This window comes from Sinorhizobium sp. BJ1 (assembly GCF_002531555.1).
GTDB classification, from domain to species: domain Bacteria; phylum Pseudomonadota; class Alphaproteobacteria; order Rhizobiales; family Rhizobiaceae; genus Sinorhizobium; species Sinorhizobium fredii_B.
Map to the genome: position 1 here is coordinate 105,926 of NZ_NWTH01000009.1, position 13,588 is coordinate 119,513.

The following is a 13,588-nucleotide window of genomic DNA, read 5'->3' on the forward strand; positions in this document are numbered from 1 at the left end:
CTTTGCTCACCCGGCCCAGAAAGATGAAAGGCTGAAAGGCTTTATGGAAATGCTGAGACGCAATTTTTTCCGTCTTTTCACGCTGGTGTTCGTAGGCGCGCTCTTTGCCGCGCCGGCAAACGCGGTTGTGGAGATCAATATCAACAAAGGCAACGTCGAGCCGCTGCCGGTCGCGATCACGGATTTCCTGCAGGGCGAGCTCGGCCAGAAGATTTCCGACGTGGTTGCCGCCGATCTCAAGCGCTCCGGGCTTTTCGCGCCGATCGACAAGGGGGCCTTCATCGAGAAAATTTCCAATCCGGATGCCGCTCCGCGCTTCGAGGACTGGAAGGTCATCAACGCGCAGGCGCTCGTCACCGGCCGCGTCACGCAGGAAGGCGACGGCCGGCTGAAGGCGGAGTTCCGCCTGTGGGACACCTTCGCCGGACAGCAGATGCTCGGCCAGCAGTTCTACACCCAGCCGGAAAACTGGCGTCGCGTCGCCCATATCATCGCCGACGCGATCTATGAGCGAATTACCGGCGAGAAAGGCTATTTCGATACGCGCATCGTCTATGTCGCCGAAAGCGGACCGAAGAATGCTCGCAAGCGTCAGCTCGCGATCATGGACCAGGACGGCTTCAACGCCCGGGCGCTGACCAATTCGAACGACATCGTGCTGACGCCGCGCTTCTCGCCGAACCGTCAGGAAATCACCTACATGTCCTTCGAGAACCAGCAGCCGCGCGTCTACTTGTTGCAGCTCGAAACCGGACAGCGCGAAGTGGTCGGCAATTTCCCGGGCATGACCTTTGCGCCGCGCTTCTCGCCGGACGGGCAGCGGGTGATCATGAGCCTGCAGCAGGAAGGCAACGCCAACATCTATACGATGGACCTGCGCTCGCGCACGACGACGCGGCTGACCAACACCAATGCGATCGACACCTCGCCCTCCTATTCGCCGGACGGCAGCCGGGTGGTCTTCGAGAGCGACCGCGGCGGCAAGCAGCAGCTCTACGTCATGGGTGCCGACGGTTCCGGCCAGACGCGCATTTCCTTTGGCGACGGGTCCTACTCGACGCCGGTCTGGTCCCCGCGCGGCGACCTGATCGCCTTCACCAAGCAGTCGGGCGGCAAATTCTCGATCGGCGTGATGAAGCCGGACGGCTCCGGCGAGCGCATTCTGACCACCGGCTTCCACAACGAGGGCCCGACCTGGGCGCCGAACGGCCGCGTCCTGATGTTCTTCCGCCAGAACGCCGGTGCCGGCGGGCCCCAGCTCTACTCGATCGACCTGACGGGCTACAACGAACAGCTCGTCCAGACCCAGGGCTTCGCCTCGGATCCGGCCTGGTCGCCGCTGATGGAGTAGCGCGAGATCGTGATGCAGGCGATCTTCCGCCTGCATCACGCTCACCAACTGGAATTCATCACCTCACGGGTCGTATCCACCCAAAACCATCGTGATCGAGTGTCCACAGGTATGGGTGCAAATGTGGCGAACGTGCCGCTTTCTCGCCGCAAAGTGCTGTTGTAGCAGGCGCTCCGATGCAGATTGTCGATTTGTTAACCATACCTGTTGAAAAGCAATTAACCGCTTCCGGTTACAGTCTGGCAACCGTGAATTCAGACACTTCTCAAGGAGACCCGGCCCATGAGCCGAATTGACACCCCGGCAGCAAGCCGCATGCAGACCATTGCCCGCAATCCCGTCATGCTCGCCCTTTTCATGACACTTGCCGTTGCCGGCTGTGCTTCCAAGAAGAACCTGCCGAACGACGCCGCCGGCCTCGGTCTCGGCGCAGGCGCCGCGACGCCGGGCTCGCAGCAGGACTTCACCGTCAATGTCGGCGACCGCATCTTCTTCGATACCGACTCGAGCTCCATCCGTGCCGACGCCCAGGCGACGCTCGACCGCCAGGCTCAGTGGCTGGCAAAGTATCCGAACTACGCGATTACCGTCGAAGGCCACGCCGACGAGCGCGGTACGCGCGAATACAACCTGGCGCTCGGTGCCCGCCGCGCCGCTGCCACGCGCGAGTATCTCACCAGCCGCGGCGTTCCGGCGAACCGCATGCGGACGATCTCCTACGGCAAGGAAAAGCCGGTCGCCGTCTGCGACGACATTTCCTGCTGGTCGCAGAACCGCCGCGCCGTCACCGTTCTCGGCGGCGCCGGAAGCTAACAGTCGAGCCATTTGAGATGAATTTGGGAGGGCGGCCGCAGGCCGCCCTTTCTTTTTTACCACACTTTGGCCGAACTCCGTTGCTTTTTCACAGCAATTGGAAAACTGTGCGGCACTCGCCTTAGGGAATCGTCGGATGTACTGCGGAGCGCGATCCGGGGCGGGCACAATCTATCGAACAGGACAAATGAGATGAAGAAATTTGTCGTGGCAGGGCTGATTGGTCTTGCGGCCCTTGCGGGCCTCGGCCAAACGGCCAATGCCATGCCGCTCTCGGGGCTGCTGGCCCGCGCGACCCATGCCGATGCCGCCAGCAAGAGCGATCTGCCGGTGGTGAAGGTGCAATCGGCCGAAGTCGGCAGGATTGGCCAACTTGAGGAACAGATCCGCTCGCTCAACGGGCGTATCGAGGAAATGAGCTTCCAGCTTTTGCAGATGCAGGAGCAGATCCGGAAGTTCCAGGAGGACAACGAGTTCCGCTTCCAGGATCTTGAAAGCGGCAAGTCCTCCTCCAAGAAAAGCGGCGCACTTGAAACGCCGAAGTCCAGCGATCAGGCGTCCGTCACCCCCGAGGTGACGGATAGCCCGACGACTGCTCCGGCGGACGGCACGAACATGGCCGGCGCCGATCCGAACGCAACGGGCGCGGCACCGCCCCCAAGCACGCTCGGTCAGATCATCTTCGACGAAAACGGCAACCCGGTATCGGCGACCACAGAGACACGGCCCGGCGACAACTCCACGCTTCCCGGGGTGGATACGGGGATAGCCGGTCAAGGCGATGCCGGCCTCAACGCCAATCCCGGAAGCGAGCAGCAGACGGCTGCGCTCAGCAATCCGGGCGATCTTTACCAATCCGCCTATGGCCATGTTCTCTCTGGCGACTACGGAATGGCCGAGCAGGAGTTCCGCGATTATCTCGACTCCTTTCCGGAGGGCGACAAGGCGGCCGACGCAAGCTTCTGGATGGGCGAGGCACAGTATTCCCAAGGTAAGTTCAGCGAGTCCGCCAAGACCTTTCTGAACGCGCATCAGACCTATGGCAAATCGCCCAAGGCGCCCGAGATGCTGCTCAAGCTCGGCATGTCGCTCGGGGCTCTCGACAACAAGGAAACCGCGTGCGCCACCTTGCGCGAGGTGAACAAGCGATACCCCAAGGCATCGGCCGCGGTAAAGACGAAGGTGACGAGCGAGCAGAGCCGCTTTGGCTGCTGAGGCCTACCCAATGCCAGACGCCGTCATCGCTGCGGCAAGACGTTTTCTCAGTTCCTTTATCAAGCCGAGCCGAATTCTCGTCGCCATTTCCGGTGGCAGCGATTCCAAGGGGCTTCTCGTAGCGCTGCATGCGGCGCTCGAAGCAACCGAATTCAACGGGTTCTCGCTTGTCGCCTGCACGGTCGATCACGCCTTGAGGCCGCAGTCCGCCGATGAGGCCGTGGCCGTCGGGGCTTTTTGCGCCGGGCTCGGCATTCCCCACCGCATCTGTCGCTGGCAGGGCGACAAACCGCTCGCCGGCATTCAGGCGGCGGCCCGCCGCAGCCGCTACGGCTTGCTGGCCGATGCAGCGGCCTTTTTCGGTGCCGATTGCATAGTCACCGGGCACACGCGCGATGATCAGAACGAGACGATCACCATGCGCGGCGCTCGCGGCCAGGGGCAAGGGCAAGGCAGTGCAGGGATGGCGGCGGCGATGCTCTACGGACGCCGTATCTGGGTCTTGCGCCCATTCCTCTATGTAGGACGGGCCGACATACGCGCCTTCCTGGAGGCTCGCGGCATCGGCTGGCTTGACGATCCGAGCAATGAAAATCCCGTGTTCGAGCGCGTCCGGGTGCGCGCCAGCCTCGCAGTGTCGGGCTTTGCGCCGGCCTCTAAGCGTGGCGGGTCGCAACGTGCCTCCTCCTCTATAAGGGCGGCTACCCTGTTGGCGGAGCATCTGCGCGTTCACGCGTGTCTCGTCGCCGAGATCGCAGCGCCGCAGGCTGGACGGATGGACGATCCCGATTGGCGCCGCGCCTTGCTGACCGTCGGCGCGGTCATCGGCGGCCGTGAACATCTGCCCGGTCGCGCAACGATCCAGCGCCTGGCAGGCTTTCTGCAATCGGGTGAGGCAGGGCGCATGACGGCAGGGCGCGTGGTCTTCGACCGGCGCCGAGGCGGCCTTTATCTCTATCGGGAGGCACGCAATCTACCGGCTCTGAGGATAGGCGCAAGGGAGAGCGGCACATGGGATGGCCGTTTCACCGTGACGAGCGCCGGCCAAGCGGTGACGGTCAGTGCGGAGGCTGAGGGCGGAGCGTGGAGGCAGAGGCTTATTGCCGCAGGCCTGCCCCAGGGAGTTGCCAAGAGGGCGTCGCTGGTGGCACCGCGTATCGCCCCAGCGGATATCGGCAGCCTCGGCTACGAGGCCGCAGAGGCTAAGCTCGAGTGCCGGATCGGCCCATATGACACCTTTTTGCCGGGTTTCGACAGGATCATGGCGGACACGATCGCGCTGTTGTTCGGGCGCGACAGATACCCCGCGCCGCCGGTTGATGATGTTTTGACAGAAATGGCAGGGTAACCGGCGGTTTTCCTTGGCAAGGCGTTGCCGGAACCCTATGTTAAGGAACAGAAAGCGGCCCGGCGAAAGCTCGGGCTGTCACAGGTTCCGGGGAGTTCGATGAACCCTAATTTTCGAAATTTTGCCCTGTGGGCAATTATAGCGCTTCTTCTGATCGCGCTATTCAGCATGTTCCAGCAGCCGACCGAGCGGACGGGTTCGCGTGAAATTCCCTTCTCGCAATTCCTGAAGGACGTCGATGCCAGCCGCGTCAAGGAAGTTGTAATTACGGGCTCCAAGGTGATCGGCACCTATGTCGAGAGCGGTGCGACGTTCCAGACCTATGCTCCCGCCGTCGACACGGCCTTGACCGAGCGGCTCGAGGCGAAGGACGTGACGGTGACGGTACGTCCGGAAACCGACGGTTCTTCGGGCTTCCTGAGCTATATCGGTACCCTGTTGCCGATGCTTCTGATCCTCGGCGTCTGGCTGTTCTTCATGCGCCAGATGCAAGGTGGCTCGCGCGGCGCGATGGGCTTCGGCAAGTCTAAGGCCAAGCTTTTGACGGAGGCGCACGGCCGTGTGACCTTCGACGATGTCGCCGGCGTCGACGAGGCCAAGCAGGACCTCGAGGAAATCGTCGAATTTCTGCGTGATCCGCAGAAGTTCCAGCGGCTCGGTGGCCGTATCCCACGCGGCGTGCTGCTGGTCGGCCCCCCCGGAACCGGCAAGACGCTGCTTGCCCGCTCGGTTGCGGGTGAAGCGAACGTGCCCTTCTTCACCATCTCGGGTTCCGACTTCGTCGAAATGTTTGTCGGTGTCGGTGCCTCGCGCGTCCGCGACATGTTCGAGCAGGCGAAGAAGAATGCGCCCTGCATCATCTTCATCGACGAAATCGACGCGGTCGGCCGTCATCGCGGCGCCGGTCTCGGCGGCGGCAATGACGAGCGCGAGCAGACGCTGAACCAGTTGCTCGTCGAGATGGACGGCTTCGAGGCGAATGAAGGCATCATCCTGATCGCCGCGACGAACCGCCCCGACGTCTTGGATCCGGCGCTCCTGCGCCCGGGCCGTTTCGACCGCCAGGTCGTCGTGCCCAATCCGGACATCAACGGCCGCGAGCGCATCCTCAAAGTGCATGTCCGCAACGTGCCGCTGGCGCCGAATGTCGATCTCAAGGTTCTGGCGCGCGGCACGCCGGGCTTCTCTGGCGCCGATCTGATGAACCTCGTCAACGAGGCGGCGCTGATGGCGGCGCGCCGCAACAAGCGCCTCGTCACGATGCAGGAGTTCGAGGACGCCAAGGACAAGATCATGATGGGTGCGGAACGCCGCTCCTCCGCCATGACCGAGGCCGAAAAGAAGCTGACCGCCTATCACGAAGCCGGTCACGCGATCGTGGCACTCAACGTTCCTTCGGCCGATCCGCTGCACAAGGCGACCATCATTCCGCGCGGTCGCGCGCTTGGCATGGTGATGCAATTGCCGGAAGGCGACCGCTACTCGATGAGCTACAAGTGGATGATCTCGCGCCTTGGGATCATGATGGGCGGGCGTGTCGCCGAGGAACTGACCTTTGGCAAGGAGAACATCACCTCCGGCGCATCGTCCGATATCGAGCAGGCGACGAAGCTGGCGCGGGCGATGGTGACGCAATGGGGCTTTTCCGATCAGCTCGGCCAGGTCGCCTATGGCGAGAACCAGCAGGAAGTCTTCCTCGGTCATTCGGTCGCGCAGCAGAAGAATGTTTCCGAAGCCACCGCGCAGAAGATCGACAACGAGATCCGCCGCCTGATCGACGACGCCTATGAAGCGGCACGCAGCATCCTGACGGAAAAGCACCACGAGTTCGTGGCGCTCGCCGAGGGCCTGTTGGAATACGAGACGTTGACCGGCGACGAGATCAAGGCGCTGATCCGCGGCGAGAAGCCCGCCCGCGACCTTGGCGACGACACGCCGCCGCATCGCGGTTCGGCAGTGCCATCGGCCGGCACGAAGAAGGAAGTCGGCAACAAGGGTGAGGAACCTGAAGGCGGGTTCGAACCGCAGCCGCAATAGTTGCAGCCGGTGGGAAACAGGCTATGTTCATCAGAGCCGCCGCTTCCGAAAGGAGCGGCGGCTTTTTGCCGGCTTCGGGTCAGCGACCGTTGGGAGCGCGCTTGGTAACGCGCTGTAATGAATTCTGATGATAGTGTTGCTGCAGTTTGTTGTGCATTTGTGCCAAAGATGGCGTAAAGCCGCCCGATTTTCCGATTTGATCGGAAGGGCGTTCAATAAAAAGTTGGAGGGAGGGGCGGAAGCGCGATCGCGTTTCCAATCCCGCCTTGGATAAGGCCTGCCGGCGAGGTCCCGGGGACATGAAAAACAGTCGTGGAACACGCAACCGGACACGGCCCTCAAAAGAGATCCTGCCGAAGCAGGACGATGGAGTTCTTATGAAGCGCAAGTATTTTGGCACCGACGGTATTCGCGGCCAATCCAATATTTTTCCGATGACGGCGGATCTCGCCATGCGTGTCGGCGTTGCGGTCGGAACCATTTTCCGCAATGGCGCGCACCGTCACCGCGTGGTGATCGGCAAGGACACGCGTCTTTCGGGCTATATGCTCGAAAATGCCATGGTTGCCGGCTTCACCGCGGCCGGTCTCGACGTCTTCCTGCTCGGCCCGATCCCGACACCGGGTGTCGCCATGCTGACGCGGTCGCTCCGCGCCGACATCGGCGTGATGATCTCCGCCTCGCACAATCCTTTCCGCGATAACGGCATTAAGCTTTTCGGGCCGGACGGCTACAAGCTCTCCGACGACATTGAACAAAAGATCGAGGACCTCATCGACCAGGACATGTCCGGGCAGCTTGCCAAGCCGGAGGATATCGGTCGTGCCAAGCGCGTCGACGGCGACATCTACCGCTATATCGAGCAGGCGAAGCGCACACTCCCGCGCGACGTCACCCTGAAGGGCCTGAGGATCGCCATCGATTGCGCGAACGGTGCCGCCTACAAGGTCGCTCCCTTAGCGCTTTGGGAACTCGGCGCCGAAGTCGTGTCGATCGGCACCGAGCCGAACGGCGTCAACATCAACCTCGAATGCGGATCGACCCACCCCGAGGCTTTGCAGAAAAAGGTGCACGAGGTGAGGGCGGACATCGGTATCGCGCTCGACGGCGACGCCGACCGGGTGTTGATCGTCGACGAAAAGGGCACGGTGATCGATGGCGATCAGTTGATGGCGGTGATCGCTGACAGCTGGGCGGCCGACGGCATGCTGCAGGGCGGCGGTATCGCCGCCACCGTGATGTCGAACCTCGGGCTCGAGCGCTACCTCCAGGCGCGCCGGCTCAAGCTCCACCGCACCAAGGTCGGAGACCGCTATGTGGTCGAGCAGATGCGGCAGGACGGCCTGAATGTCGGTGGCGAGCAGTCCGGCCACATCGTCCTTTCTGATTTCGGAACGACGGGCGATGGCCTCGTCGCGGCGCTGCAGATTCTCGCCGTCGTCAAACGGCAGGGAAGGGCGGTTAGCGAGGTATGTCAGCGCTTCGAGCCGGTGCCGCAGATACTGAAGAATGTCCGCGTGTCGACCGGCAAGCCGCTGGAACACGAGGCGGTACGCCAGGCAATCGCCGATGCCGAAGCAGAGCTCGCCAAGGGCGGCCGGCTTCTGATCCGTCCTTCCGGTACCGAGCCGCTGATCCGCGTGATGGCGGAAGGCGACGACCGCAGCAAGGTCGAGCGCATCGTCGACGAACTGGTCAGCGTGATCGGCAGCGTGCGCAACGCCGCATAGACTTTTAGGTCAATCAATCCGTATAGCGAGGCCGGCATCACTGCCGGCCTCTCTCTATGTGGCGTACCCAAGACCGCTGATTCTTAAGAAACGAAGTAAATTTCTATACTTAATCCAATATTAACCGCGGCATGCGAGTTTTAAAGCGACAGAATTGAGTGTCTGCCTGGTGAATACCGGCAGAAAATAATGTTCGCGGAGCATGTTATGAAGAAGTCCCTGATTGTGGTTGTGGCCGCATGGCTGGGCGGCACGCCTGCGCTGGCGGCCGACCTTTACGTCGAAGATCCGGTGGTTCCGGCTGCCGTCGTGCCTGGCGGCTTGTACCTGCGTGGTCATCTCGGCATGAGTAACCAGCGCCTCGGCAGCATGGACCACGAGTTGTTCGACGCGGTCGCCGTTCATGAATTTCTGGACGATGGTGATTTCGACAGCGCGCCGCTCGCCGGCGTCGGTATCGGCTATCAATTCAACGAGTGGCTGCGCCTCGACGGTATCGTCGAATATCGTGGCAAGGCGGATTTCACCGCCCTCGACCGCTATGACGGCGACGGCGACGGCGTGTGGGACGGCACCAACGACTATGACGGCGCCAAGTCGGAATGGCTGTTGATGGCCAACGCCTATGTCGACATTGGCGATTGGTATGGCGTCAAGCCCTATGTCGGCGCCGGTATCGGCGCATCGCGCAACACGATCTCGGGCTTCCGCGACATCAATGTACCGACTCAGAGCGTCGCCTATGCCGACGAAGACCCGACCTGGAACTTTGCCTGGGCCCTGCATGCCGGCGTCGCCTATCAGGCGACCGAGCGCCTGGCGATCGATTTCGGCTACAGCTATGTCGACCTCGGCGACGCGAAGACCGGCAACATCCGCACCTATGACGGTGCTACCGTCAATGCGCCGATGCATTTCAAGGACATCACGTCGCATGACTTCAAGCTCGGCATGCGCTACGCGCTGCAATGACGAATGTTCCACCAAGCGCATTTCCCAAGGGCCGCATTTCTGCGGCCCTTTCTGTATGGAGGGGAGCGCAATCGGTTAACAAACATGCTTAACCGCCGGTTAACTTGTGTCTGCCAATAGTTAACGCCAGTAGGCGAGCTGTCACGGCTCATTCTGACGATTGGCGGGCGGACGGGACATGAACTGGCGGAACGGGATTTGCGGCATCGTCTTGGGCATTGGCCTAATGGCCCCCGCCGCGGCACGGGCCGCGGACGAGGATCTGCTCGACGCACCGGAGATCAAGATCTCCACCGAGGCTGATAAGGGCGGTCGCGTCTATCTGCGCGGCGACATCGGTTATTCAGGCTGGCTCGACGAAGGCGATCCCTTCTACCGCAACTTTGACGGCGGCACGGGCGGCTACAGCAATGTACCGTTCGACAGCGCCCGCTTCGACAAGCCGCTCTCCGGCACGATTGGTGTCGGTTATCGGTTCAGCGACGTCTTCCGCGCCGATCTGACAGCCGAATATTTCGAGGGTCGTTTCGACGGCTCGTCACTCTCGGCAAATCCCTGCGCGGGCGAGGGGGCCGGCACCTCCTGCGCTCTCTCCCACAGCGCCAATTTTTCCGCTCTCGGGCTGATGGCGAACGGCTATGTCGATCTGGCCACCCTCGCCGGATTCACGCCTTATGTCGGCGCCGGCATCGGCGCCACCCATATCGATTGGAAGACCGTTCGCGAAAGCTCGACTTGTGTCGCGGGTGGCAGCGCCTGTTCCGGGGCGGCAGGCGGAACCTCCTATGGGGGCCGTGACAGCTGGCGGTTCACCTATGCTGTGATGGCGGGCGTCTCCTACGATGTTACCGACCGGTTGAAGTTCGAGATCGGCTATCGCTATTCCCGCATCGCCGACGGCGGCATGTTCAGCTTTGGCGCGGAGGCCCTTGCCGGTGCAAATGGCAGCAAGGGCTATGATGATGGCCTCTCCCGTCACGAAATCCGCGCCGGCTTGCGGTTCGCCCTTTGGTGAGCGGCTTGCCGGGTTTCGATCGCCCTGCGGGATCTTCTCGAAACGCCAAAAATCTTTTCAAACGCGACGCAAGTCGCTTGACATCCTCTCCGCTCCACAATATTTCCGACGGCGGGACACCCCTCCCCAACGAGGGGCTTCTATCTGAGAGGATAGCATGTGACGAAGCTTGCCAAGCCGGCCGTGCGCCCGGCAAATACCCATTTTTCTTCTGGTCCTTGCGCCAAGCGTCCCGGCTGGACGCTCGAGGCTCTCTCCGATGCAGCGCTTGGTCGTTCGCACCGCGCCAAGCTCGGCAAGACGAAGCTCAAGCAAGCCATTGACCTTACCCGCGAAGTTCTCGAAGTGCCGGCCGACTACCGTATCGGTATCGTGCCCGCTTCCGACACCGGCGCCGTCGAGATGGCGCTGTGGTCGCTGCTCGGCGCGCGTGGCGTCGACATGCTGGCCTGGGAGAGCTTTGGCGCCGGCTGGGTGACCGACGTGGTCAAGCAGCTGAAGCTTACCGATGTCCGCCGCCTCGAAGCCGGCTATGGCGAACTACCGGATCTCTCCAAGGTCGATTTCGACCGCGACGTCGTCTTCACCTGGAACGGCACGACCTCGGGCGTACGCGTTCCGAACGCCGACTTCATCCCGGCGGACCGCCAGGGGCTGACGATCTGCGACGCGACCTCGGCCGCTTTCGCCCAGGAACTCGATTTCACCAAGCTCGACGTCGTTACCTTCTCCTGGCAGAAGGTTCTGGGCGGCGAGGGTGCGCATGGCGTCCTCATTCTTTCGCCGCGCGCAGTCGAACGGCTGCTGACCCATGCACCGGCGTGGCCGTTGCCGAAGATCTTCCGCCTGACCAGCGGCGGCAAGCTGATCGAAGGCATCTTTTCCGGCGAGACGATCAACACGCCATCGATGCTCTGCGTCGAAGACTATATCGACGCGCTGCTTTGGGCGAAGTCGGTCGGCGGCCTTAAGGGGCTGATCGCGCGGGCAGAGGCCAACGCCGACGCAATCCATCGGTTCGTCGACGAAAATGCGTGGATTGCCAACCTAGCGATCAAGACAGAGACCCGCTCCAACACCTCGGTCTGCCTCAAGATCGTCGACAAGGACGTGTCGGCTCTCGATGCCGACGGCCAGGCCGCGTTCGCGAAGGGCGTCGTCGCTCTGCTCGAAAGGGAAGGCGTCGCCTTTGACGTCGGTCATTATCGTGATGCGCCCTCCGGCCTTCGTATCTGGGCCGGCGCGACGATCGAGACAGCCGACATGGAAGCGCTGATGCCGTGGCTGAACTGGGCATTCGAGACCCAGAAGGCGACGCTTTCGCAGGCAGCCGCCTGATCCGATGCGACTGCTTCGCTCTGCTTGAGGGCGAAGCCCCTCCCAATTCCGTTTAGACCCTGTTCCAAGGAGGCCTTCATGGCACCTCGCGTTCTCGTATCCGACGAACTGTCGGAAACCGCCGTCCAGATCTTCCGCGACCGCGGCGTCGAAGTCGATTTCCAGCCGAAGCTCGGCAAGGACAAGGAAAAGCTCGCCGAGATCATCGGCAATTACGACGGTCTCGCCATCCGTTCCGCCACCAAGGTGACGGAAAAGCTGATCGCCGAAGCCACCAATCTCAAGGTCGTCGGCCGCGCCGGCATCGGTGTCGACAATGTCGACATCCCGGCTGCCTCGCGCCGCGGCATCATCGTCATGAACACGCCGTTCGGCAACTCGATCACTACGGCCGAGCATGCGATCGCGCTGATGTTTGCGGTGGCCCGTCAGCTTCCCGCCGCCGACAATTCCACGCAGGCCGGCAAGTGGGAAAAGTCGAAGTTCATGGGTGTCGAGATCACCGGCAAGGTGCTCGGCGTTATCGGTGCGGGCAATATCGGCTCGATCGTCTGCGCCCGTGCGATCGGCCTCAAGATGCACGTCGTCGCCTTTGATCCGTTCCTGTCGAAGGAGCGGGCGGAGGAAATGGGCGTCGTCAAGGTCGAGTTGGACGAACTGCTCGCGCAAGCAGACTTCATCACCCTGCATGTGCCGCTGACCGACAAGACGCGCAGCATCCTGAGCGCAGACGCGATCGCCAAGACCAAGCCGGGTGTGCGCATCATCAACTGCGCCCGCGGCGGCCTTGTTGATGAAAAGGCGCTCGCCGATGCGCTGAAGTCCGGCCACGTCGCCGGTGCGGGCTTCGACGTCTTCGAGGTGGAACCGGCCACCGAGAGCCCGCTTTTCGGCCTGCCCAATGTCGTCTGCACGCCGCATCTCGGCGCCTCGACAACCGAGGCGCAGGAGAACGTGGCGCTGCAGGTTGCCGAGCAGATGGCGGACTACCTCGTCAAGGGCGCCGTCAGCAACGCCATCAACATGCCGTCGATCACCGCCGAGGAGGCGCCGATCCTGAAGCCATTCATCCGGCTTGCCGACGTTCTCGGTGCCTTTGTCGGGCAGGCGACGGAGAGCGCCATCAAGGAGATCGAGATCCTCTACGACGGCTCGACCGCGGCGATGAATACCAAGGCGCTGACAAGCGCCGTGCTCGCCGGCCTGATCCGCCCGCAGGTGGCCGACGTCAACATGGTTTCGGCGCCGATCATGATCAAGGAAAAGGGCATCATCCTCTCCGAGGTCAAGCGCGACAAGACGGGGGTCTTCGACGGCTACATCAAGCTGACGGTGAAGACCGCGAACCAGACCCGCTCTGTCGCCGGTACGGTCTTCTCCGACGGCAAGCCGCGCTTCATCCAGATCAAGGGCATCAACCTCGACGCGGATGTCGGCAGCCACATGGTCTACCTCACCAACACCGACGTTCCCGGCATGATCGGGTTCATTGGCACGACGCTCGGTGACGCCGGCGTCAACATCGCCAACTTCCAGCTCGGCCGCGAAAAGCAGGGCGGCGACGCGATCGCGCTGCTCTATGTGGATGGCCCGGTTTCCGAGACCGTGCTCGACAAGCTGCGTGCGCACCCGGCGGTACGCCAAGCGAAGCCGCTGGTGTTCAACGTCGATTAAGGGGCACGTTGCTGTCAGTCTGAAATGAAACGCGAACGCGCCGGCCCACTCCGGCGCGTTTCTCTTTGAGCGCTAACGCTGTTTCCGCGATATCG

Annotated in this window: 10 protein-coding genes; all 10 read left to right on the forward strand. The window is 62.3% G+C overall.

Translation table 11 applies throughout. The features are described 5' to 3' along the window. Positions 1–43: 43 nt before the first annotated feature. The gene (tolB, locus tag CO676_RS15010; RefSeq protein ID WP_086018026.1) at positions 44–1,351 is read left to right on the forward strand and encodes a Tol-Pal system beta propeller repeat protein TolB; all 1,308 of its coding nucleotides are present in this window, start codon (positions 44–46) and stop codon (positions 1,349–1,351) included. Positions 1,352–1,633: 282 nt separating this feature from the next. Continuing rightward, positions 1,634–2,164, forward strand: a complete 531-nt coding sequence (pal, locus tag CO676_RS15015) for a peptidoglycan-associated lipoprotein Pal (protein ID WP_014765838.1) — start codon at positions 1,634–1,636, stop codon at positions 2,162–2,164. A gap of 192 nt (positions 2,165–2,356) precedes the next feature. After that, on the forward strand, positions 2,357–3,379 hold the full coding sequence (ybgF, locus tag CO676_RS15020) for a tol-pal system protein YbgF (protein ID WP_097521643.1): 1,023 nt from the start codon (positions 2,357–2,359) through the stop codon (positions 3,377–3,379). Between the two features lie 10 nt (positions 3,380–3,389). Then, positions 3,390–4,727, forward strand: coding sequence for a tRNA lysidine(34) synthetase TilS (gene tilS, locus CO676_RS15025; RefSeq protein ID WP_014765836.1), 1,338 nt, complete (start codon positions 3,390–3,392; stop codon positions 4,725–4,727). A 99-nt stretch (positions 4,728–4,826) separates the two neighbouring features. Further along, the gene (gene ftsH, locus CO676_RS15030) at positions 4,827–6,764 is read left to right on the forward strand and encodes an ATP-dependent zinc metalloprotease FtsH (protein ID WP_097521644.1); all 1,938 of its coding nucleotides are present in this window, start codon (positions 4,827–4,829) and stop codon (positions 6,762–6,764) included. Between the two features lie 377 nt (positions 6,765–7,141). Further along, positions 7,142–8,494 carry a phosphoglucosamine mutase gene (gene glmM / locus CO676_RS15035; RefSeq protein WP_014765834.1) on the forward strand — a complete coding sequence of 451 codons (1,353 nt, stop codon included), beginning with the start codon at positions 7,142–7,144 and terminating at the stop codon, positions 8,492–8,494. Positions 8,495–8,701: 207 nt separating this feature from the next. Then, the gene (locus tag CO676_RS15040) at positions 8,702–9,466 is read left to right on the forward strand and encodes an outer membrane protein (protein ID WP_014765833.1); all 765 of its coding nucleotides are present in this window, start codon (positions 8,702–8,704) and stop codon (positions 9,464–9,466) included. A 178-nt stretch (positions 9,467–9,644) separates the two neighbouring features. Further along, a complete protein-coding gene (locus CO676_RS15045; RefSeq protein ID WP_014765832.1) occupies positions 9,645–10,481 on the forward strand; it encodes an outer membrane protein in 837 nt (278 codons plus the stop codon). Positions 10,482–10,640: 159 nt separating this feature from the next. Further along, a complete protein-coding gene (locus CO676_RS15050) occupies positions 10,641–11,819 on the forward strand; it encodes a phosphoserine transaminase (protein WP_097521645.1) in 1,179 nt (392 codons plus the stop codon). A 78-nt stretch (positions 11,820–11,897) separates the two neighbouring features. After that, positions 11,898–13,493 (forward strand): phosphoglycerate dehydrogenase, encoded by a 1,596-nt coding sequence (gene serA, locus CO676_RS15055; RefSeq protein ID WP_014765830.1) that lies wholly within the window; start codon positions 11,898–11,900, stop codon positions 13,491–13,493. The last annotated feature ends 95 nt before the right edge of the window (positions 13,494–13,588 follow it).